The sequence below is a fragment of the Streptomyces alboniger genome (assembly GCF_008704395.1).
In the GTDB taxonomy this organism is placed as follows: domain Bacteria; phylum Actinomycetota; class Actinomycetes; order Streptomycetales; family Streptomycetaceae; genus Streptomyces; species Streptomyces alboniger.
This window is the reverse complement of sequence record NZ_CP023695.1, coordinates 7012902-7034905: the sequence shown is the minus strand read 5'-3', so window position 1 is coordinate 7034905 and position 22004 is coordinate 7012902. Positions and strand designations below refer to the sequence as shown.

Annotated in this window: 20 protein-coding genes and 1 pseudogene; 14 read left to right on the top strand and 7 right to left on the bottom strand. The window is 73.0% G+C overall.

Features of this window, described 5'->3' with window-relative positions:
- Nucleotides 1-75: 75 nt before the first annotated feature.
- Both CP975_RS30900 and CP975_RS30895 read left to right on the top strand, forming a co-directional pair.
- Nucleotides 76-1869, top strand: coding sequence for a hydroxysqualene dehydroxylase (locus CP975_RS30900; RefSeq protein ID WP_055533820.1), 1794 nt, complete (start codon nt 76-78; stop codon nt 1867-1869).
- A gap of 42 nt (nt 1870-1911) precedes the next feature.
- Nucleotides 1912-2835 carry a DUF3048 domain-containing protein gene (locus CP975_RS30895; protein WP_246201688.1) on the top strand — a complete coding sequence of 308 codons (924 nt, stop codon included), beginning with the start codon at nt 1912-1914 and terminating at the stop codon, nt 2833-2835.
- Between the two features lie 7 nt (nt 2836-2842).
- Here CP975_RS30895 and CP975_RS30890 read toward each other — a convergent pair whose 3' ends face one another.
- Nucleotides 2843-3310: a MarR family winged helix-turn-helix transcriptional regulator gene (locus CP975_RS30890; RefSeq protein ID WP_055533824.1), complete on the bottom strand. Its 468-nt coding sequence runs from the start codon at nt 3308-3310 to the stop codon at nt 2843-2845.
- A 161-nt stretch (nt 3311-3471) separates the two neighbouring features.
- Here CP975_RS30890 and CP975_RS30885 point away from each other — a divergent pair, with 161 nt between their 5' ends.
- The 6 genes and pseudogenes from CP975_RS30885 to pcaD all read left to right on the top strand — a co-directional run.
- On the top strand, nt 3472-4227 hold the full coding sequence (locus tag CP975_RS30885) for a CoA transferase subunit A (RefSeq protein WP_055533826.1): 756 nt from the start codon (nt 3472-3474) through the stop codon (nt 4225-4227).
- Entirely contained in the window at nt 4227-4874 is a 648-nt protein-coding gene (locus tag CP975_RS30880; RefSeq protein WP_055533828.1) for a CoA transferase subunit B, read from the top strand. Before CP975_RS30885 ends, CP975_RS30880 begins: the two co-directional genes overlap by 1 nt.
- Nucleotides 4875-4987: 113 nt before the next feature.
- Nucleotides 4988-5794, top strand: a complete 807-nt coding sequence (gene pcaH / locus CP975_RS30875) for a protocatechuate 3,4-dioxygenase subunit beta (RefSeq protein WP_150477592.1) — start codon at nt 4988-4990, stop codon at nt 5792-5794.
- Complete coding sequence (pcaG, locus tag CP975_RS30870; protein ID WP_055533830.1) at nt 5794-6363, top strand: protocatechuate 3,4-dioxygenase subunit alpha; 570 nt, start codon at nt 5794-5796, stop codon at nt 6361-6363. The genes pcaH and pcaG overlap by 1 nt, the downstream gene beginning before the upstream one ends.
- Nucleotides 6360-7715: a 3-carboxy-cis,cis-muconate cycloisomerase gene (gene pcaB / locus CP975_RS30865; protein WP_150477591.1), complete on the top strand. Its 1356-nt coding sequence runs from the start codon at nt 6360-6362 to the stop codon at nt 7713-7715. The genes pcaG and pcaB overlap by 4 nt, the downstream gene beginning before the upstream one ends.
- A gap of 2 nt (nt 7716-7717) precedes the next feature.
- A pseudogene (gene pcaD / locus CP975_RS30860) lies at nt 7718-8470 on the top strand (3-oxoadipate enol-lactonase); the annotation flags it as partial.
- Between the two features lie 109 nt (nt 8471-8579).
- Here pcaD and CP975_RS30855 read toward each other — a convergent pair.
- Complete coding sequence (locus tag CP975_RS30855; RefSeq protein ID WP_055535783.1) at nt 8580-9551, bottom strand: SDR family oxidoreductase; 972 nt, start codon at nt 9549-9551, stop codon at nt 8580-8582.
- A 50-nt stretch (nt 9552-9601) separates the two neighbouring features.
- Nucleotides 9602-10366: an SDR family oxidoreductase gene (locus tag CP975_RS30850; protein WP_055535785.1), complete on the bottom strand. Its 765-nt coding sequence runs from the start codon at nt 10364-10366 to the stop codon at nt 9602-9604.
- A gap of 68 nt (nt 10367-10434) precedes the next feature.
- Here CP975_RS30850 and CP975_RS30845 point away from each other — a divergent pair, with 68 nt between their 5' ends.
- The 4 genes from CP975_RS30845 to CP975_RS30830 are packed head-to-tail and all read left to right on the top strand — an operon-like array spanning nt 10435 to nt 13962.
- Nucleotides 10435-11196, top strand: a complete 762-nt coding sequence (locus CP975_RS30845; RefSeq protein ID WP_055535787.1) for an enoyl-CoA hydratase family protein — start codon at nt 10435-10437, stop codon at nt 11194-11196.
- The gene (locus tag CP975_RS30840; RefSeq protein ID WP_055535789.1) at nt 11193-12074 is read left to right on the top strand and encodes a CoA transferase subunit A; all 882 of its coding nucleotides are present in this window, start codon (nt 11193-11195) and stop codon (nt 12072-12074) included. The genes CP975_RS30845 and CP975_RS30840 overlap by 4 nt, the downstream gene beginning before the upstream one ends.
- The gene (locus CP975_RS30835) at nt 12071-12862 is read left to right on the top strand and encodes a CoA-transferase subunit beta (protein ID WP_055535791.1); all 792 of its coding nucleotides are present in this window, start codon (nt 12071-12073) and stop codon (nt 12860-12862) included. Before CP975_RS30840 ends, CP975_RS30835 begins: the two co-directional genes overlap by 4 nt.
- Before the next feature lie 17 nt (nt 12863-12879).
- Nucleotides 12880-13962: an NAD(P)H-dependent flavin oxidoreductase gene (locus CP975_RS30830; protein ID WP_055535801.1), complete on the top strand. Its 1083-nt coding sequence runs from the start codon at nt 12880-12882 to the stop codon at nt 13960-13962.
- 102 nt (nt 13963-14064) lie between these two features.
- On the opposite strand, the gene CP975_RS30825 is transcribed toward CP975_RS30830, so the two are convergent.
- The 4 genes from CP975_RS30825 to CP975_RS30810 form a co-directional block, all read right to left on the bottom strand.
- Nucleotides 14065-16716: an ATP-binding protein gene (locus CP975_RS30825; protein WP_055535793.1), complete on the bottom strand. Its 2652-nt coding sequence runs from the start codon at nt 16714-16716 to the stop codon at nt 14065-14067.
- A 159-nt stretch (nt 16717-16875) separates the two neighbouring features.
- Complete coding sequence (locus CP975_RS30820; RefSeq protein ID WP_055535795.1) at nt 16876-18033, bottom strand: acetyl-CoA C-acetyltransferase; 1158 nt, start codon at nt 18031-18033, stop codon at nt 16876-16878.
- Nucleotides 18034-18079: 46 nt separating this feature from the next.
- The gene (locus tag CP975_RS30815) at nt 18080-18667 is read right to left on the bottom strand and encodes a TetR/AcrR family transcriptional regulator (RefSeq protein ID WP_055535803.1); all 588 of its coding nucleotides are present in this window, start codon (nt 18665-18667) and stop codon (nt 18080-18082) included.
- 120 nt (nt 18668-18787) lie between these two features.
- The gene (locus CP975_RS30810; RefSeq protein WP_055535797.1) at nt 18788-19582 is read right to left on the bottom strand and encodes an SDR family oxidoreductase; all 795 of its coding nucleotides are present in this window, start codon (nt 19580-19582) and stop codon (nt 18788-18790) included.
- A 128-nt stretch (nt 19583-19710) separates the two neighbouring features.
- Here CP975_RS30810 and CP975_RS30805 point away from each other — a divergent pair, with 128 nt between their 5' ends.
- Nucleotides 19711-20925: an acyl-CoA dehydrogenase family protein gene (locus CP975_RS30805; RefSeq protein ID WP_055535799.1), complete on the top strand. Its 1215-nt coding sequence runs from the start codon at nt 19711-19713 to the stop codon at nt 20923-20925.
- Entirely contained in the window at nt 20925-21911 is a 987-nt protein-coding gene (locus CP975_RS30800; protein WP_150477589.1) for an acyl-CoA dehydrogenase family protein, read from the top strand. The genes CP975_RS30805 and CP975_RS30800 overlap by 1 nt, the downstream gene beginning before the upstream one ends.
- Nucleotides 21912-22004 lie beyond the last annotated feature (93 nt).

Genomic DNA, 22004 nt, shown 5'->3' with positions numbered 1-22004 from the left:
CTTCCGCCTCACCAGTCCGCGACCGTATGCTCCTGCGCCTGACACGTCAGTTACCGACGGTAAGGGGGGCGGGGCATGGGGCACAGTCATGCCGGAGGAAGCACGCGGCGGGGGTTCGTCGCGGGGGCCGCGGCGGTCGGCGGGGCCGCCGCGCTGGGCGTGGGAGCGGGCGCGCTGCCTGCCGCGGCGGCTACCCCGGGCGCACCGCGGGCCAAGCAGTCCGTGGCCGTGCTCGGCGGCGGCGTCGCGGGGCTCACGGCCGCCCATGAGCTGGCCGAGCGCGGCTTCGCCGTGACGGTCTACGAACGCAGGGCGCTCGGCGGCAAGGCCCGCAGCATGGACGTACCGGACAGTGCGAAGGGCAACCGCAAGCCGCTGCCCGGCGAGCACGGCTTCCGCTTCATCCCTGGGATCTACCACAACCTCCCGGACACCATGCGCCGCATCCCCTTCCCCGGGAACGCGAACGGCGTGTGGGACAACCTCGTCGCGCCCCGCGAGATGTCGTTCGCGCGCACGGGTCGCGAGGACATCCGCATGCCGATCCCGTGGCCGGGCAGCGAGCCGGAGAAGCTCACCCCGGACGACATCGCGCGGGCCCTCACCGCCCTTCTCGACACCGCGTTCAACCTGCCCGCGCACGAGGTCGCGTACTTCGTCAACCGCGCCCTGGTCTTCCTGACCAGCTGCGACGAGCGGCGCGACGACGACTGGGAGTCGACGCCCTGGTGGGACTTCGTGCGCGCCGAGAGGATGTCGAAGGACTATCAGCGCATCCTCGCGATCGGCGTCACCCGCAACATCGTGGCGACGAAGGCCGAGGAGGCCAGCACCCGCACGGTCGGCACGCTCGGCGAGGCCTTCGTCTTCAACGCGCTCGGCCAGGGCGCGGACGGCCCGCCCGACCGCCTCCTGAACGCCCCCACGAACGAGGCGTGGATCGATCCGTGGGTGGCCCACCTCACCTCGCTCGGGGTCGAGTTCCGCGTCGGCTGGACGGTGCGCGAACTGGCGTTCGGCGGTGGCCGCGTCACCAAGACGGTGATCGAGGACCCCGAGGGCGTACGCCGCGACATCACCGCCGATCACTACGTGCAGGCCATGCCGGTGGAGCACGCGCGCAGGACGTGGAGCGCCGCGATGAAGGCGGCGGACCCGCAGCTTGCGCGCTGCGACAAGCTCCAGACGGACTGGATGACGGGCATCCAGTTCTATCTGACCGAGCGCCCGCCCCTCGTGAAGGGGCACTTCAACTGCATCGACTCGCCCTGGTCGCTGACGGGCATCGCGCAGGCGGGTCACTGGCCCGAGCGCGACTTCCCCGCCGACTACGGCGACGGCGTCGCGGTCGACTGCCTGTCGGTGGACATCTCCGAGTGGGACAAGCCGGGGATACTCTACGGCAAGACGGCCAAGCAGTGCACGCGCGACGAGGTCGCCAAGGAGGTGTGGGCGCAGCTCAAGGCCGCGCTGAACGACACCGGGAAGACGGTCCTGAAGGACAGCAAGCTGCACTCGTGGTTCCTCGACCCGGGCGTCGACGGCCTCGGCACGCCGAACCCCACCAACGAGGACGAACTCCTCATCCACCCCGTCGGCACCTTCCACAACCGCCCCTCGGCCGCGACGAAGATCCCCAACCTCTTCCTCTCCGGGGACTACGTGTCCGTGGATATCGACCTGGCGACGATGGAGGGCGCCAACGCGTCGGCCCGCGCGGCCGTCAACGCCCTGCTGAAGCAGGCGGGATCGGATCAGCGGCCGTGCACGGTGAAGCCGCTGTACCGGGCCCCGGCGATCGAACTGGCCAAGCGCCACGACCGCACCCGCTACCGACTCGGTCTGCGCAACGCGCTCGACCTGGGCTGAAAAACGGGACGTACGGGGTATGACGTACGCATGAGACGGTTGATGCGAACGCGTACGCGGGCCGGGGCGGTGGTGCTCGCCGCCCTGGCGGCCGGCTGCACGGTGCAGCCCGACGAGAGGGGAACGTCCGCGGGCGGCCCCCCTGGTGACGGTGGAACCGTCCTCGCCGTGAAGCTCGACAACGTACGCCCGGCGCGCCCGCACACCGGTCTGGACGCGGCGGACGTCGTGTACGCCGAGCAGGTGGAGACGGGGCTGAGCCGCCTGATGGCGGTGTACGCCTCCCGGGTGCCGCCCGCGATCGGGCCGGTACGCAGCGCGCGCGAGACGGATCTCGAACTCCTGCGGCAGTTCGACCGGCCCGTGCTCGCGTTCTCCGGAGCGCAGTCGAAGCTGCTTCCGTTGATCGCGGGCGCCCCGGTACGTGCCCTTCCGCCGGACGAGGCGACCGATGACGCCTACTACCGGGACGACGGCAGGGTCGCGCCGCACGACCTCTTCGTACGCCCCGAGGCGCTGAAGGCCACCCCGCGCGCGGGCGCCCTGGAGAGCACGGGGTTCCGGTTCGGGCCGCGCCCGGCGGGCGGCACACCGGAGACACACCGGACGGTCAGCTTCCCTTCGGCGAGCTTCACCTTCGACTGGGTGGAGTACGAGGGACGTTGGCGCATCACCATGGACGGGGAGCGGGCGCGGGCCGCCGACGGCAAGGAACTGGGCGCGTCCACGGTCGTCGTGCAGTACGTGAAGGTACGGCCGTCCCGCTTCCACGACCGGTCGGGCAATGTCTCTCCGTTCACCGAGACGGTCGGCGAGGGCAAGGCGCGCGTCCTGCGGGACGGGCGCGCCTACGAGGCACGCTGGGAGCGGCCGTCACCCGAGGACGGCACGGCGTTCACGACGCCCGACGGCAAGCGGCTGCCGTTCGCCAAGGGGCAGGTGTGGGTGGTGTTCGCGAAGGCGTGAGCGCGCTTCAGCGTCGCGGGGCCGCCAGCGGCTCCTCGGGGCTGCGCAGGCTCTCCGCGGCGTCCGCGACTCGCTGGATCAGGTCGAAGAAGGCGGTCTGCTCGTCGGTGGAGAGCGGGGCGAGGAACACCTGGTTCATACGGGCGGTGCGCACGGTCAGCTTGCGGTGCGCGCGCCTGCCCTCCTCGGTCAGGTGCAGCAGATAGCGGCGGCCGTCCTGCGGGTCGCGGACCTTGTCGAGCAGCTCGCGGCGGATCAGCCGGCTGATGACCTCGGCGACGGTGGAGCGGTCCAGGCCCACCCGCTCCCCCACGGTGCGCTGGTCGAGGCCGGGCTCGGCGACGAGGGCGTTGAGGACCGCGAACTGCGGTGAGGTGATCTCCTCGGAGACCATCGTGTTCCACAGGAGGTAGTGGGCCTGTTGCAGGCGCCGGGCCAGGTGCCCGGGGTGGGTGGCCAGGTCCACCGCGACCATGGGATCCTCCGCTTCTCCGGCTCTTTTCATCGGTGCGCTGAACAATACCTCCTGTGATCCCGCGTGCTGCCCATGCTTGCCAGGCAGTTGAGGGCGCTCCTATCCTCGCAGAAATGCTCAGTGCCCTGATTAATCGGGCCGGGACGAGTGGGGGCACACGGATGGACAAGGTGGTTGCCACGGCCGCCGACGCGGTGGCCGACATCGCGGACGGGGCGTCGCTCGCGGTCGGCGGCTTCGGCCTGAGCGGCGTGCCGAACGAGCTGATTCGGGCGCTGCACGCGTCGGGGGCCGCGGAGCTGCGGGTGGTGTCCAACAACTGCGGGGCGATGGACTCGGGCCTCGCGGTGCTCCTGTCGGCGGGCCGCATCGCGCGCGTGACCGGTTCCTACATCGGCGCCAACAAGGAGTTCGCCCGGCAGTACCTGGGCGGCGAGCTGGAGGTCGAGATGATCCCGCAGGGCACGCTGGCCGAGCGGCTGCGGGCGGGCGGCGCCGGCATCCCGGCGTTCTACACCCCGGCCGGGGTGGGCACGCAGGTCGCCGACGGCGGGCTGCCCTGGCGCTACGACGGCGAGGGCGGGGTCGCCCTAGCGTCCCCGGCCAAGGAGGTACGGGAGTTCGACGGCATCCCGTACGTCCTGGAGCACGGCATCCGTACCGACTTCGCGCTGGTGCGGGCGGCCAGGGGCGACCGGCACGGCAACCTCGTCTTCGCCAAGTCCTCCCGCAACTTCAACCCGCTCGCGGCGATGGCGGGACGCGTCACCGTCGCGGAGGTGGAGGAGCTGGTGGAGCCGGGCGGGATCGATCCGGACGCGGTGCACCTGCCGGGGATCTTCGTGCAGCGCGTGGTCGCGCTCGCCCCCGGGCAGGCGGCGGAGAAGCGGATCGAGAAGCGGACGGTGAGCGGCTGATGCCCTGGACCCGTGAGCAGATGGCCGCCCGCGCGGCACGCGAACTCCGCGACGGCCAGTACGTGAACCTGGGCATCGGCCTGCCCACTCTGATCCCCAACCACCTGCCCCCGGGTGTGGAGGTGATCCTGGAGTCCGAGAACGGCATCCTCGGCGTGGGCCCCTATCCCACCGAGACCGAGGTCGACCCGGACCTGATCAACGCGGGCAAGGAGACCGTGACCGTGCTGCCCGGCGCCTCCTTCTTCGACTCGGCGCTCTCCTTCGGGATGATCCGCGGCGGCCACATCGATGTCGCCGTGCTCGGCGCGATGCAGGTCTCCGCGCGCGGGGACCTCGCCAACTGGGCGGTCCCCGGCAAGATGATCACCGGGATCGGCGGGGCGATGGACCTGGTGCACGGTGCCCGCACGGTCATCGCCGTCATGACGCACACCGCCAAGGACGGCGCCCCGAAGGTCGTCGAGGAGTGCGGGCTGCCGTTGACCGGCAAGGGGTGCGTGGACCGGATCATCACCGATCTGTGCGTGCTGGACGTGACAGAGCAGGGTCTTGAGCTGGCCGAACTGGCCCCGGGGGTCGGAGCCGAGGAGGTCGTCGCAAGGACCGGGGCGGAGGTTCTGCTGCCGGCCGGGGGCGCGTCGTGAGCAGGCGGGGTACCCGCGGCGTCACCGCTGCCCGACGCGCCTGACCCACCTGCCCCGCCGTCACGCCCTTACGGAGTCACCGACGCATGGCCGCACACCAGGAGCCGCAAGAGATGACCCTGACCACTTCCTCCTCCCCGAACCCTTCCTCGCCGTCCGCCGAGCCGCTGCCCGACGGGCTCAGCCAGGGCGCGATAGACGCCGAGGTCGCCAAGGCGCAGGGTGCCTCGACCGCCCGGCACCATCCGCCACGCGACTACCCGCCCTACCGCAGCAGCCACTTCCGCCACCCCAAGCAGCCGCTGGTCCCGCTGCGCGACCCCGAGGCGGTGGAGCTGAGCGGCCCCGCGTTCGGCGTCACCGACGTCACCGCCCTGGACCGCGATCTGACGCGACAGCACCAGGGCGAGCCGCTGGGCGAGCGGATCACCGTGTCCGGCCGGGTCCTCGACCGGCGCGGGCGGCCGGTGCGCGGCCAGTTGGTCGAGCTGTGGCAGGCCAACGCGTCCGGCCGGTACGCCCACCAGCTGGACCAGCACCCCGCGCCCCTCGACCCGCACTTCACGGGCTTCGGCCGCTGCCTGACCGACGACGACGGTGCGTACTCCTTCACGACCATCAAGCCGGGCGCCTATCCGTGGCGCAATCACGTCAACGCCTGGCGTCCCGCGCACATCCACTTCTCGCTCTTCGGCACGGCGTTCACCCAGCGCCTGGTCACTCAGATGTACTTCCCCGGGGACCCGCTCCTCCCCTACGACCCGGTGCTGCGCTCGGTGACAGACGAGTCCGCGCGCCGGCGTCTCGTCTGCGCGTACGACCACGATCTGTCCGTCCCCGAGTGGTCGCTCGGCCACCGCTGGGACATCGTCCTGGACGGCCCGTCCGCGACCTTCTTCGAGGAAGGCGCCCCCCACTGATGCCCCCGCACGCTCGCCCGCCGCTGCCCACGCCCTCCCAGACCGTCGGCCCCTTCTACGGCTACGCGCTGCCCTTCCCGCGCGGCGGTGAGGTCGCGCCCGACGGCCACCCGGACACCCTCACGCTGCACGGGTACGTGTACGACGGCGCGGGGCAGCCCGTCCCCGACGCCCTGATAGAGACCTGGCAGCCCGCCCCGGACGGCTCGCTGACAGGAGCGCCCGGGTCGCTGCGGCACGACCCCGTGACGGGACGGGCCATCGGGCGCGACGGGGTCGCGTTCACCGGATTCGGCCGGGTGCCGACGGACGCGGACGGCCACTGGGCGGTGCGGACGCTGCCGCCGGGCGGCGTCTCGTACATCTCGATCGCCGTCTTCGCGCGCGGGCTGCTGCATCACCTCTACACGCGCGCGTACGTGGTGGACGAACCCGGTGACGCGCTCCTCGGCTCCCTGGACGCGGACCGGCGCGCCACGCTGATCGCGCGCAGCGAGGCCCCGCGCACGTTCCGGTTCGACATCCGGCTCCAAGGGGCGGGCGAGACGGTCTTCCTGGAGTTCCCGTGAGCGGCCTGTTCTCCCCCGGCCCGGCGGGTTCCGCCGCCGAGGAGGCGACGAGCGACCTTGCCTTCCTCCAGGCGCTGCTGGACGCGGAGGCGGCGCTGACCCGCGCCCAGGCGGCGGTCGGTCTCGCCCCCGGGGAGGCGGCCTCGGCGGTCACCCGAGCGGCCTCGGACGCGAGCCGCTTCGACGCCCGTTCCCTCGCGCTCCGCGCGCGGGAGGGCGGGAACCCGGTGATCCCCCTGGTGGCGGACCTGACCGCGGCGGTGCCCGCCCACGCGGCGCCCTACGTCCACCGGGGCGCGACGAGCCAGGACATCCTCGACACGGCTCTGATGCTGCTCTGCGCCCGGACGCTGGACCTGCTCCTCGCGGACCTGGCCCGCACGGAAGGCGCCCTGGCGCGTCTCGCGGCGCGGCACCGGGACACGGTGATGCCGGGCCGCACGCTGACGCAGCACGCGGTGCCGACGACCTTCGGTCTGAAGGCGGCGGGGTGGCGCTCGCTCGTGCTCGACGCGCGGGACCGGGTCGCGGGGGCCCGGGGGACGCTGCCGGCGCAACTGGGGGGCGCGGCGGGGACCTTGGCGGTGTTCGGGGTGTACGGGATGGATGGGCTGTATGGGGGCGAGGGGCGCCGGGTGGTCGACGAGGCCGGTGGGAGCCTTGTGACGGCCTACGCGCGCGAGCTGGGGCTGGCCGAGCCGCTGCTGCCCTGGCACGCCCTTCGTACCCCCGTCGCCGACCTCGCGGCCGCCCTCGCCTTCACCGCGGGAGCCCTCGGCAAGGCGGCCGCGGACGTCCTCACGCTCTCCCGCACCGAGATCGCCGAGCTGTCGGAAGGAGCAGGGGGCGGCTCGTCCGCGATGCCCCACAAGGCGAACCCGGTCCGCGCCACCCTCATCGCCGCCGCCGCGCGCCGCGCGCCCGCCCTCGCGGCGACCCTGCACGGCTCGCTGGCCGCCGAGGACGAGCGGCCGGCGGGTGCCTGGCACGCCGAGTGGGAGCCGCTGCGCGACCTGCTCCGCCTGACCGGCGGCGCCGCCCGGGACGCGGCCGAGATGGCCGAGGATCTGCGCGTCCACCCGCAGGCCATGCGCGCCCACCTCGATCTCACCGGCGGGCTGATCGTCTCCGAGCGGCTCGCCGCCGAGCTGACGCCGCTGCTCGGCCGCGCCCGCGCGCAGCGGCTCCTGACCGACGCGGCCCGGCGTGTTCACGCCGAGGGGCGCACACTCGCGCAAGTCCTCGCGGAAGAGCCCGGCCTGAAGGACGTGGACCTCACCGAACTCACCGACCCCGCCCGCTACACCGGCTCCGCCGCCACCCTCACCGACCGCGCCCTGGAGCGACGTTGACCATCGACACGACCGGCAAGCTGCCGCACCACACCGCCGAGGGGCCGCAGAGCGCTCCCCCGCTCCTCCTCGGCCCGTCCCTCGGCACCTCGATGGCCCTGTGGGACGGGGTCGCGCCCGAACTCGCCGCCGCCCACCGGGTCGTGCGCTGGGACCTGCCCGGCCACGGCCGCTCCCCCGCCGGTCTGATCGGGCCCGGCGCCACGGTCGCCGATCTCGCGGGGCTCGTCCTGGCGCTGGCCGACTCGCTCGGCGTCGACCGCTTCGCGTACGCGGGTGTCTCGCTCGGCGGCGCCGTGGGACTTCACCTCGCCGCCCACCACCCCGAGCGCGTGACGCGCCTCGCGGCGGTCTGCACCTCGGCCCACTTCGGCGGCGCCGAACCGTGGCGGCAGCGGGCCGCGACCGTGCGCCGGGAGGGCCTGGCCCAGTTCGTACGGGCGGCGCCGCAACGGTGGTTCACACCCGGCTTCACGGTGCCCGCCCTGGTGGCGGACCACCTGGCCGTCGATCCGGGCGCGTACGCCGCGTGCTGTGACGCCCTGGCCGCGTACGACCTGCGGGGCTCCCTGGCGTCGATCGCCGTGCCCACGCTGGTGCTCGCCGGCCGCGAGGATCCGGCGACGCCGCCCGCCCACGCCAGGGAGATCGCCGACGCCGTACCGGGCGCGTCCCTCATGGAACTCTCGGACGCCTCCCACTTGGCGCCGGCGGAACGCCCGGCCGCCGTAGCCGCGGCCTTGCGCGCCCATTTCGCCGCCCCGGCGGGGGCGGAGAGCAGCGACACAGCCGCGCGGTACTAGGGCGCCCTGGTACCAGGACCGCGCCGGCGGCCGGCGAGGTCGAGTGAGGGCCCGTCGCGGCTCACCGCGCCCCGTACACCGGCCGCGGTGGCTCCGCGTCGGCGAGGAGTCCGCGGGCCGCCTCGCCCGCCTCGGACGGGGTCCAGCGGACGCCCTTGTCCGCGGTGGGGCCGGGGCGCCAGCCCTCCATGACCGTGATGCGGCCCGCTTCCGCCTCGAAGACGCGGCCGGTGACGCCCGCGGAGGCGGTGGAGCCGAGCCAGACGACCAGCGGGGAGACGTTCCCCGGGGCCATCGCGTCGAAGGCGCAGGGTTCGGGAACGGCCATCGTGTCGGCGAAGGTCCGTTCCGTCATACGGGTGCGGGCGGTGGGGGCGATGGCGTTCACCCGCACTCCGTAGGCAGCCAGTTCGGCGGCGGCGACCAGAGTGAGGCCGAGGATTCCGGCCTTGGCGGCGCTGTAGTTGCCCTGCCCGACGCTCCCCTGGAGGCCCGCCCCCGAGCTGGTGTTGACCACGCACGCGTGCGGCACGCGCCCGGCCTTCGCCTCGGCCCGCCAGTGGCCCGAGGCATGCTTCAGGGGGAGGAAGTGGCCCTTGAGGTGAACCCTCATGACGGCGTCCCAGTCGTCCTCGTCGAGGTTGACCAGCATCCGGTCGCGCAGGAAGCCCGCGTTGTTGACGAGCGTGTCCAGGCGCCCGTACGTGTCGAGGGCTGCCCGCACCAGTGAGGCCGCGCCCTCGGGCGTCGCGATGTCGCCGCCGTGCGCGACGGCCTCACCGCCCGCGGCGCGGATCTCCTCGGCCACGGCGTGCGCGGGTCCGCCGGGCTCCCCGGGACCGTCCGACTCGCCGGAGCCGTCCGGTCCCACACCGAGGTCGTTGACGACGACCTTGGCGCCCTCGGCCGCATATGCGCGCGCGTGAGCACGGCCGAGACCGCGGCCCGCGCCCGTGACGATCACGACGCGGCCCGCGCAGATCCCGGCCGGGGCGGGCGGCGGTGTGACGGCTGACGTGGCGTCTGCGGCCATGCGACGACTCCCTTGGTGGAGTTCAGTTGGTGGGCTTCAGCTGGGGGACTTCAGTGGTTTACGGGGGCGGCGTCCAAGAAGGCGGGGCGTTCACCGCCGCCGTGCAGGTGGAGTGCGGCGCCGCTGATGTAGCGGGCGCGGGCGGAGGCGAGGAAGACGCAGGCGTCGGCGACGTCGGAGGGGTCGGCGAGGCGGCCGAGCGGGACCGTGCGGGCGACCCGTGCGAGGCCCTCGTCGTCGCCGTAGTGCAGATGGGCGCTCTCGGTGCGGGCGAGGCCGAGGACGACCGTGTTGACCCGTACGGCGGGGGCCCATTCGACCGCCATGGTCCGCGCGAGGTTCTCCAGGCCCGCCTTCGCGGCGCCGTACGCCCCGCTGCCCGGCGAGGGCCGGGTGCCGCTGACGCTGCCGATCATCGTGATGCTGCCGCCCGCCTCCTGGGTGCGCATCACGTCGTACGCGGCGAGCGAGGCGTACAGCGGGGCGAGCAGGTTCAGTTCGACGATCCTGGCCTGGCGGGCCGGGGCGGTGTTGGCGAGGAGGCCGAAGGGCGTGCCGCCCGCGTTGTTCACGAGGGCGTCCACCGCGCCGTGGGCGGCGGCCACTTCGTGGAGGAAGGCGGGGGCGGCTGCCGCGTCCCGCAGGTCGAGCGCACGGAACTCGGCGGTTGCGCCTGCCGCTTCGACCGGCTTGTCGGGCGGTCTACGGGCGCAGACGACGACCCGCGCCCCGGCGGCGAGGAAGCCGCGGGCGATTCCGGCGCCGACGCCGCGGGTGCCGCCGGTGACGACGACGACCTGTCGGGTGTCAGTCATCGCTGCTACCTTTCGAACTAACAAATGTTTGGTTGAAGGCGTGTGGTCGAAAGGTAGCGGATCTGCTGATGTCTGTCTCCACCTCCGTCCCGGACAAGGGCGTGGCCGTCGTCACCGTCGACCACCCGCCTGTCAACGCCCTGCCCGTGCGCGGGTGGTTCGACCTGGCCGACGCCGTGCGCGACGCGGGGCGCGATCCCGCCACGCGCTGTGTGGTGCTGGCCGCCGAGGGCCGGGGGTTCAACGCGGGCGTGGACATCAAGGAGATCCGCCGCGACAGCGGCCACGGCGCGCTGATCGGCGCCAACCGCGGCTGCGCCGCGGCCTTTTCCGCGGTGTACGACTGCGAGGTGCCGGTCGTCGCCGCCGTGCACGGCTTCTGCCTGGGCGGCGGCATAGGCCTCGTGGGCAACGCGGACGCGATCGTGGCCAGCGAGGACGCCACCTTCGGTCTGCCCGAGCTGGACCGGGGCGCGCTGGGCGCGGCCACGCACCTGTCCCGCCTGGTCCCGCAGCACCTGATGCGCGCGCTCTACTACACCGCGCGCACGGTGACGGCCGCCGAGCTGCACGCGCACGGTTCGGTGTGGCAGGTGGTCCCGCGCCCGGAGCTGCTCGAAACGGCCGTGGAGCTGGCATGCGAGATCGCCCGCAAGGACGGCACCCTGCTGCGCCTGGCGAAGGCCGCGATCAACGGCATCGACCCGGTCGACGTCCACCGCAGCTACCGCTTCGAGCAGGGCTTCACCTTCGAGGCGAACCTGAGCGGTCTCGCCGACCGTGCCCGTGCGGGCTTCGGGACCCAGACCCAAGGGAAGGGCAGGGCATGACGCACTCGGCACGGACGGGCAAGGCGATGACGCCCGACGAGATCGTGGGGCGCCTGGAGAGCGGGATGACACTCGGCATCGGCGGCTGGGGTTCGCGCCGCAAGCCGATGGCACTGGTGCGCGCCCTGCTGAGGTCCGGCGTCACGGACCTGACCGTCGTCTCGTACGGCGGCCCGGACATCGGTCTGCTCGCCGCCGCGGGCCGGATCCGCAAGCTGGTCACGGCGTTCACGACGCTCGACTCGATCCCTCTGGAGCCGCATTTCAGGGCGGCACGCGAGCGTGGCGACTTCGAACTCGTCGAGCTGGACGAGGCGATGTTCATGCAGGGCCTCACCGCGGGCGCCCAGCGGCTGCCCTTCCTGCCCGTCCGCGCGGGCCTCGGATCGGATGTCCTGCGGGTCAACCCCCAGCTGCGCACGGTCACTTCACCGTACGAGGACGGAGAGCGGCTCGTCGCGGTGCCGGCCCTGCGGATGGACGCGGCGCTGGTGCACATGAACCGCGCCGACCGCTTCGGCAACGCCCGGTATCTGGGCCCCGACCCCTACTTCGACGACCTGTTCTGCGAGGCCTCCGACACCGCGTACGTCTCGTGCGAACGGCTCGTAGACGCCGCCGGGGGGCTCGCCGAGCACGCGGCGCCCCAGACACTGCTGATCTCACGGCACTCGGTGACGGGAGTGACACAGACACCCCAGGGCGCGCACTTCACCTCCTGCGTGCCCGACTACGGCCGCGACGAGCCCTTCCAGAAGGCGTACGCCACCGCCGCGGCCGACCCCGAGGCGTGGGGCGCCTTCCGTGACCGCTTCCTCGGCGGTACCGAGCGGGACTACCAACTGGCCGTCCAGGCCTGGCACAAGGAGCAGCGATGACGCCGGCCGGAGCGGGGCCCGCGCCGAAGGGGCGGACCGTCACCCGCGCCGAGTACTGCGTGATCGCCTGCGCCGAGGCCTGGCGGGGCGGCGGCGAGATCCTCGCGTCCCCCATGGGCACGGTCCCGGCCATCGGCGCGCGCCTCGCCAAGCTGACGTTCTCCCCCGAGCTGCTGCTCACGGACGGCGAGGCGCTGCTCATCGGCGATGTCCCGGCCCTCGGCGCCGCGTCGAGCGTGACGGAGGGCTGGCTGCCGTACCGCAGGCATCTGACGATGGCGATGGGCGGGCGGCGGCACGTGATGATGGGCGCGAGCCAGATCGACCGCTTCGGGAATCAGAACATCTCGTGCATCGGCGACTGGGAGCGCCCCCGGCGGCAGCTGCTCGGTGTGCGCGGTGCCCCGGCCAACACGATCAACAACCCGGTGAGTTACTGGATCCCGCGGCATTCGACGCGGGTCTTCGTCGAGAAGGTCGACATGATCAGCGGCGTCGGGTACGACAGCGCGGCCGCGGCCGGCCCCTCGGCGACCCGCTTCCACGATCTGCGCCGCGTCGTCTCCGACCTCGGCGTCTTCGACTTCGCTACGCCTGATCACGCGATGCGGCTGGTGTCCCTGCACCCGGGCGTCACGCTCGGCCAGGTACGCGACGCCACCGGTTTCACCCTGGCCGTTCCGGCCGGCGACGTCCCGCACACCCGCGAGCCGACGGACGAGGAGCTGCGGGTGATACGGGACGTGGTGGACCCGGGAGGCATGCGAGAGCGCGAGGTGCGCGCGTGACGGCGGCCCCGCCCGTCATCGAGACCCCGCTGACCAGGCTGGTCGGGGTGCGGCATCCGATCGTGCAGACCGGCATGGGGTGGGTGGCGGGGCCCCGCCTGGTGTCGGCCACGGCGGGCGCGGGGGCGCTCGGCGTCCTGGCCTCCGCGACCATGACGGTGGAGCAGCTGCGCGCGGCTGTCCGTGAGGTCAAGTCCCGTACGGACGCGCCGTTCGGGGTCAATCTGCGGGCCGACGCGGGGGACGCGCGGGACCGTGTCCGGATCATCGTCGACGAGGGTGTGCGGGTCGCGTCCTTCGCGCTGGCGCCGTCGAAGGCGTTGATCGACGAGCTGAAGGACGCGGGCGTGGTGGTCATCCCCTCGATCGGCGCTCGCCGGCACGCGGAGAAGGTCGCCGCGTGGGGCGCGGACGCGGTGATCGTGCAGGGCGGCGAGGGCGGCGGCCACACGGGCGAGGTGGCGACGACGGTCCTGCTGCCCCAGGTCGTCGACGCGGTGGACATCCCGGTGATCGCGGCGGGCGGGTTTCACGACGGGCGCGGCCTGGTCGCCGCTCTCGCCTACGGCGCGGCGGGCGTGGCGATGGGCACGCGTTTCCTGCTCACCTCGGACTCGACGGTGCCGGCCGCGGTCAAAGCGCGCTATCTGGCGGCCTCCGTCAAGGACATCACGGTCACCACGCGCGTGGACGGCCTCCCGCACCGGATGCTGCGTACGGAGCTGGTCGCCGCCCTGGAGAGGTCGGGCCGGGTCGCGTCCCTGGCCCGGGCGGTGCGGCACGCGGCGGCGTTCCGGAAGGTCTCCGGTCTCGGCTGGACCAGGATGGCGCGCGACGGCCTCGCGATGAGGCACGGCAAGGACCTGACATGGAGCCAGGTGCTCCTCGCGGCGAACACACCGATGATGCTCAAGGCGGCGATGGTCGACGGCCGCCCGGAGGCGGGGGTCATGGCCTCGGGCCAGGTGGCGGCCCTGATCGAGGACCTTCCGTCGTGCGCGGAGCTGGTGGCGCGGGTGATGGTCGAGGCGGGGGAGGTGAGGGAGCGGCTCGCGGAACTGGGCCCGTCCGGCGTCCGAGGACCGGGGAGCCGGAATTGAGCCCGTCCGGCGATTGAGGACCGGGGTCCGGGGCAGAGCCCCGCGGCGTCCGCGCCAACCCCCGAGTCCAGGGTCGGACCCAGCAGAAGGCGCGGCCGGCCCTCAGCCCCGTACCAGCGACAAGCGTTCCCGCGCCTGTGCGACAAGACCGTCCGCCCCACAGCTCACCGCCAGGGCCAACCCGCGTTCCAGATCCGGCGTGGAACCGGCGGCGATGCCGTACTCGACCCGGGCCACCGCGTGTTCGTACGCGCAGGGCGAGGCCTCCAGATAGGTGGCGGCCTGGCGGTAGAGGGTGAGGGAGCGGGCCCCGGTCTCCAGAGCGGCGGCACACCGCAGCGCCTCGCCGATCGCGGTGTCCGTGCCGAACCGCTCGGCCTGCATCCGGGCGTCGGAGACGAGGCGCGCGGCCCGCTTGGGGTCCTCGTGGGCCAGGGCGCGGGCGAGGTCGTAGGCCCACGGCGCGAGCACGGTGTTGTACTGGTCGCGCGCGGTCAACGCCTTCGCCGTGGCTTCCAGCTCGGCAAGCCCCTCGCTCGTGTTCCCGAGGGCGAGCAGCAGCCTGCCGCGGACGCACGGCGCGTCGGGTACGTAGATCGTGGAGGCGTTGGGCGGCGCGAAGCCGTAGCGGTCGGCGATCGCGCCTGCCTCGTCGATGTGCCCGCGCGCCAGCAGTGTGTCGACGAGCATGCTGGCGGCTTCCCAGTGCATGGGCAGGCCCTGGCCGACGCGGTCGGCGAGGCGCAGGCTCTCGCGCAGGGAGCGCTCGGCGTCGATCAGCCGTCCGCGCCTGCGGTACACATAGCCGAGGAAGGCGTGCGAGAGGGCGAGGTGTCCACCGCTCCAGCCCGCCGTCTCGTACGCGCGTACGGCCTCGGTGAACAGGCTCTCGGCGCGGTCGAGCCGGTCCGCGAAGGCGTACGAACCGCCGAGCATCAGGCGGAGTTCGAAGCTCCATTCCGTGTCGGTCCAGCCGAGTCCTGGCGCGAGGCGGCCGTTGACGAGGGCGCGGTCGCACAGCTCGACGACCAGTTCCGCGTTCTCGCCGCGGGTCATGGCGTCGAAGGCGCGCAGGATCAGCAGGGCGCGTTCGGAGTTGTCCCGGCCGCTGAGGGGGCCGGCGAGCGCGGCGAGCCGCCGTGACCGTCCGGGCGAGTCCTCCTCGCCGGCGTGGATGCCCTCCCACATGTAGTGCACGGCTTGCAGGCGCAGCCGCGCGGGTCCCTCGTCGAGCCGTTCCACCTCCTCGTCGATGGCCCGCAGGCCTTCCTCCAGCTGGTCGTTGTGGACGAGGGCCTGGGAGAGGCGGTAGACCGCGTCGACGCGCAGCTCCTGGTCGAGGCCGCGCATGGACAGCGCCTCGCGCAGGTGCCTGATGGTGGTGACGGGTGAGGTGAGCAGGGTGGCGCAGCCCAGTTCGTAGAGCACGCGCGCGTGGATCTCGGGCAGCGGTGGTTCCTTGAGGGCCCGCTCCAGACAGCGGCGGGCCGCGTCGGGCGCGCCGACCGCGAGGTGTTCGGCGGCGGCTCGGCGCAACTGCTCGACCAGTTCGGGGTCGTCCTCCGGGTGGACCTCCAGCAGGTGCCGGGAGGCCGCGGCGGCACTGCGGCCGTCGCGGGTGACGACCGCGGCGGCCACGCCGTGCAGGGCGGTGCGGGTGGCCGAGGGGATCGAGCGGTAGATGGTGCTGGCGATCTGCGGGTGGACGAACTCCAGGCCCTCCGCGTCGCGGATCAGGATGCGTGCGGTGCACAGGCGTTCCGCGCATGACTCGGCGGTGTCGCGGGGCATGCCGGCGAGCCGGGTGGCCATGTCCAGGGAGATGGAGGTGCCGAGGATGGCGGCCGCCCAGGCGAAGCGCGTGACATCGGTGCCGAGGTCTTCGAGGCGGGCGATCAGTCCATGGCCCTTGGCCGTGCGGTTGAGGGCGCGCAGCGCGTCCGCCGAGCTCTCGACCGGTTCCAGTTCGCTGTCCTGGACCTTGGCGAGGAGTTCGACCGACTCGTAGGGGTTGCCGCCGGTGACCGCCCACACCTCGCGGCAGAAGGGGGCGTCGGCGTGCTCGCCGAGCGTGGCGCGGGTCAGCCCCGCGGCGGCGTCCGGGGTGAGCGCGCGCAGGGCGGTGAAGGTGCGGGCCATGCCGGTGACCGACGCGATGTGGCGCGCGCCGCCCTCCTTGGCCTCGCCGGGCCGGTGGGCGATCACGACGAGTACGGGCAGCTCGTCCAGGCGCTGGGCGAAAGCGGCCAGCCAGTGCAGCGTCTCCTGGTCGGCCCAGTGCGCGTCGTCGATGAGCAGGACGAGGGGCCATTTCAGCTGGGCGAGGCGGGAGACCGCCGCGACGAGTCCGTCGCACACGCCTTGCGGATCGGCCTGGCGCCCGCCGGGTTCGACGATGCCGAGGGCCGGGCCCGCGATGTCGTACCAGTCGCCGAGGTATTCGCGGGCCGCTTCGGTTGAGAGGGAGACCAGTTCGGGCTGGAGGAGCTGGCGTACGACGTTGAAGGGGACGGAGGTGACCGCCTCGCCCCCGCGTGCGGACCAGACCGTGGCGTTGTGGGCCTCCGCGATGCGGCGCACTTCGGCGAGCAGCGCGGTCTTGCCGATGCCGGCCTCTCCGCTGAAGGCGAGCAGGCTTCCGCCGCTGGTCGAGTCCGCGCACAGCTCCTCGACGGCATGGGTCACCGCGGCGAGTTCGTCGTCGCGCTCCCACAGCGGGGCCCAGGAGGTTCCGCCGGGCCGTCCCTGTGTCATCGCGCTACCTCCCGGGGTCGCTCAATCGACGTACAGAAGTCGAGACTAGCCGGGACGGGGCCGCTGTGGAGCGCGGTCCGCGCAGGTGCTCCCACAAGGGGTGAGGGAGAGTCCGTTTGCCGTGCGCCGCGGGGCCCGGGAGGGTGGTCGAAGGGGCGGTCAGAGACGCTCGATGATCGTCACGTTCGCCTGGCCGCCGCCCTCGCACATGGTCTGGAGGCCGAACCGGCCGCCGGTGCGCTCCAGTTCGTGCAGGAGGGTCGTCATCAGCTTCGCGCCGGTGGCGCCGAGGGGGTGGCCGAGGGCGATGGCACCGCCGTTGACGTTGACCTTTTCCGGGTCGGCGCCGGTCTCCTTCAGCCAGGCGAGGACGACCGGCGCGAACGCTTCGTTGATCTCGACGAGGTCGATGTCGTCGATGCTCATGCCGGTCTTCTTGAGCGCGTGCGCCGTGGCGGGGATCGGCGCGGAGAGCATCCGGATGGGGTCCTCGCCGCGCACGGAGAGGTGGTGGACACGCGCGCGAGGCGTCAACCCGTGGTCCCGCACGGCTCGTTCGCTCGCGATGAGCAGGGCGGCGGCCCCGTCCGAGACCTGCGAGGAGCAGGCGGCGGTGATCGTGCCGTCGTCGAGGACGGGCCGCAGGGCCGCCATCTTCTCCAGGGTCGTGTCGCGGCGCGGGCCCTCGTCGGTCGTCACGTCGCCGTACGCGACGAGTTCACGCTCGAAGCGGCCCTCGTCGATGGCGCGGATCGCCCGCTGGTGGGAGCGGAGGGCGAATCCCTCCATGTCGCGGCGCGTCGTGCCCCACTTGGCGGCGATCAGCTGCGCGCCGTGGAACTGGTTCACGGGCAGGTCGCCATAGCGGGCGCGCCAGCCCTCGCTGCCCGCGTACGGGCCTTCGGTGAGGCCGAGCGGTTCGGCGGCCTTGCGGGAGGCGAAGGCGATGGGGACCATCGACATGTTCTGGGTGCCGCCCGCGACGACGAGGTCCTGGGTGCCGGACAGGACGCCCTGCGCCGCGAAGTGCACGGCCTGCTGGGACGATCCGCACTGGCGGTCGATCGTCACGCCGGGCACCTCTTCGGGGAGTCCGGCGGCGAGCCAGCTGGTGCGGGCGATGTCACCGGCCTGCGGGCCGACCGCGTCCAGGCAGCCGAAGACCACGTCGTCCACGGCGGCGGGGTCGATGCCGGTGCGCTCGACGAGGGCCTTGAGGACGTGGGCGCCCAAGTCGGCGGGATGGATCCGGGAGAGCCCTCCCTTGCGCCTGCCGACGGGGGTGCGCACCGCTTCGACGATGTAGGCCTCGGCCATGACTGCGTACTCCTCGGTCGTGGGCGCCGTGGGACGACGCGCCGCTCTACGGACGTACGGAGATGCCGTCCAGGACCATCGACAGGTACTGGCGGGCGATCTCCTCGGGGCTGTGGCCGCCGCCGGGGCGGTACCAGGACGCGGCGACCCAGACGGTGTCGCGCACGAAGCGGTAGGCGAGCCGGATGTCCAGGTCGTCGCGGAAGACGCCTTCCGCGACGCCTCGCTCCAGCGTGGTGAGCCAGGTCTTCTCGAAGCGCTGCTGCGAGTCGGACAGATACTGGAAGCGGCGCTGGGCGACGAGGTGCCTGGACTCCTTCTGGTAGATCGCGACGGCGGCGCGGTGCCGGTCGATCTCCCGGAAGGACTCGGTGACGAGCGCCTCCAGCGTCTCGCGGGGCCCGAGCTGGGCCTGGAGCACGGTGTCGTACCCGTCCCACAGCTCGGTGAGGAAGGTGCGCAGGATCTCTTCGAGCATCGACTCCTTGGAATCGAAGTGGTAGTAGAGGCTGCCGGCGAGCATGCCGGCGGCGTCGGCGATCTTGCGGACGGTGGTGGCGTTGTACCCCTGCTCGGCGAAGACGTCGGCGGCGATGCCGAGGAGTTCGTGGCGGCGCTCGGGCGAGGGGCTCACCTGGGCCTTCTTCTTGCCGGCGGCCTGCTTCGGCTCGCTGGTGCCCTGCTGCGACGTGCTGGTGCGCTGGTGCGGTTCGCTGGTGCTCTGCTTCGGTTTCGACACACGGTCATTCTCCGCCTAGGCGTGCTGGCTGCTGACCGAGACCGTCTCGCCCGTCATGTACGAGGAGTAGCCGCTGGCCAGGAAGACGATGACGGTGGCTATCTCCCACGGCTGCGCGTATCGCCCGAACGCCTCGCGGGCGGTGAGTTCTTCCAGGAGCCCGGGGGAGGTGACCTTCGCGAGGTGGGGGTGCATGGCGAGGCTCGGCGCGACCGCGTTGACCCGGATGCCGTGCGGGGCGGCCTCGATCGCGGCGCAGCGGGTGAGGGCCATGACACCGGCCTTCGCGGCGGCGTAGTGCGCCTGGCCCTCCTGGGCGCGCCAGCCGAGCACCGAGGCGTTGTTCACGATCACGCCGCTGTGCCCGTGCCCCTGGCCGTCCGCCCGCATGCGGCGCAGAGCTGCGCGCATACAGCGGAACGTGCCGTTCAGCGTCACGTCGATGACCTTGTCCCACTGGTCGTCGGTCATCTCCGTGATCCGGGCCGTCCCGCCGAGTCCGGCGTTGTTCACCACGATGTCCAGATGGCCATGGCGCCGCTCCGCCAGCTCGAACAGACCCTGGACCTGCTCCTCGTCGGTGACGTCGCACGGGACGCCGTCGATCCGGTCGGCGCCGAACTCCCCGGCGAGCGCCGCCACCGTCTCCTTGGTGCGGCGCGGGTGGGCGTCGCCTATGACGACGTGCGCGCCCTCCTCCAGGAAGCGGCGGGCGGTGGCGCCGCCGATGCCCGCGCCGGCCGCCGCCGTGATCACGGCGGTGCGCCCCGCGAGCAGGTCGTGTCCCGGCGGACAAGCGGGTGCGTCCATGGGCGGCCCTCCTCCTGGGTGCTGCGCGTGTACTGGCTTCTGGCCGGCTTCCGGATCCTCGACTCTTTGACTGCCCACAAGGTAATCTACCAAACACTTGTTAGGGAAGGGCCGTGGGAGGTGGGTGGATGGACCTCGACTTCGCCGCCGAGGAGGAGGAGTTCCGGCAGCGGGCCCGTGACTGGCTCGCGGCGCACGTGCCGGCCGTGCCGCTGCCCTCTCTGGAGACCGAGGAGGGCTTCGCGGCCCACCGGGAGTGGGAGCGCGCACTCGCGGCCGACCGCTGGTCGGTGGTGTCCTGGCCGAAGGAGTACGGCGGTCGGGGCGTCGACATCGTGAAGTGGCTGGTGTTCGAGGAGGAGTACTACGCGGCGGGGGCGCCGGCCCGGGTCTCGCAGAACGGCATCAATCTGCTCGCGCCGACGCTCTTCGACTTCGGCACCGCCGAACAGCGCGCGCGGGTACTGCCCTCCATGGCGACCGGTGAGGTGATCTGGGCGCAGGCCTGGTCGGAGCCGGAGTCCGGGTCCGACCTGGCGTCGCTGCGCTCCACCGCCCGCCGTACGGACGGCGGTTGGCGTCTGGACGGACACAAGACGTGGTCGTCACGGGCCGCCTTCGCCGACCGCGCGTTCGGACTCTTCCGCAGCGAGCCGTACGAGCCCGGCTACGAGCCCGGCTACGAACCCGGCCACGCGGCCGGTTCCGGCGCCGCGGGCAAGCCGCACCGGGGACTCACCTATCTGATGTTCCCGCTCGACGCGGACGGGGTGACGGTCCGCCCCGTCGGCCGCCTGGACGGCAAGCCCGCCTTCGCCGAACTCTTCCTCGACGACGTCTTCGTACCCGACGAGGACGTCATCGGCGAGCCGGGCCAGGGCTGGCGGATCGCCATGTCGACCACGGGCGACGAACGCGGCCTGACGCTGCGCTCCCCCGGGCGCTTCCTCGCTTCCGCGGACCGTCTCGCGCGACGCTGGCGGGCGGAGGCGGATCCGGCGGACACCGCGCTGCGCGACCGGGTCGCCGACGCCGTCATCGGGGCGCGCGCCTACGAGTTGTTCACCTGGGCCTGCGCGTCGCGCTCCGCGGCCGGGGAGAGGATCGGCGCCGAGTCCAGCCTCAACAAGGTCTTCTGGTCGGAGTACGACATCGCCCTCCACGAGACGGCACTGGATCTGCTGGGTGCGGAGGGCGAACTGGCCGAGGGTGGACCGGAGGGGCAGGACTGGATGGAGGGTTACGTCTTCTCGCTCGCCGGACCCATCTACGCCGGGACCAACGAGATCCAGCGCGACATCATCGCCGAGCGCCTGCTCGGACTGCCGAAGGGACGTCGCTGATGAGGTTTCTCCTCGACGTCGAGCAGCGGGAGTTCGCGCGCTCGCTGGACGCGATGCTGACGGCGGGTGACACGGTGGCGGCCACGCGCGCGTGGGGCGCCGGTGACTACGCGCGGGGGCGGGCGGTGTGGGCGCGGCTGGCGGACGCGGGGGTCTTCGCGCTGCCGGTTCCGCCGGCGTACGAGGGTGTGGGCCCGCTGCCCGTCGAAACGGCCGTCGCCTTCGTGGAGTTGGGGCGGCACGCGGTGCCGGGTCCCGTGGTGGAGACGGTGGCGGCGGAGGCGCTTCTCGTCCGCCTGGCGGAGCTGGGTGAGCCGGAACCGGCCAAACGGTTCCTGCCTTCACTCGCTTCCGGGGCGGCGTGCGCGACCCTGACGCTGCCCCATGGCGGGCCGTACGCGCTGGACGCGGAGGAGGCGGGCCTGATCATGGCCGTGGCGGGCGGTGAACTGCGGCTCGCGCCCGGGCACGCGCGCGTGCGCCGGTCCCTCGACCCCGCGCGACGCCTCGCCGCGCCGCTGCCCGGCGGTGAACTGCTCGCCGCGGGCCCCGCCGTGACCGCCGCGGCACGGCACGCGACGGACTGGGCCGCACTGGCCACGGCCGCGCAGGCGCTCGGTGTCGGGTTCGCGCTGCTCGACAGGACGGTGGCGTACGTGAAGCAGCGCACCCAGTTCGGATCGCCGATCGGAGCGTTCCAGGCCGTCAAACACCGGCTCGCGGACGTCCTGGTCCGACTGGAGTTCGCGAGGCCCTTGGTGCTGGGCGCCGCGGTGACGATGGCTCCGGATGACATAGCCGCCGCCAAGGTGGCGGCGACCGAGACGGCGTACACGGCATCCCGCGCCGCGCTCCAGCTCCACGGGGCGATCGGGTACACCGCGGAACTGGAGCTCTCCCTCTGGCTCACCAAGGCGCGTGCGCTGCGGGGGGCGTGGGGGAGCCCGGGGGTGTGGAGGGGGCAAGTCCTGACCGAGTGGGGGTGATGAGTGGGGGTGAGGGGCACCGGCGCGCCCGGCCCGGCGCGTCCCCGGCCCGGGGCCGCGCGCGACGCACGGCGGACGGGCGGCGCAGAGGCC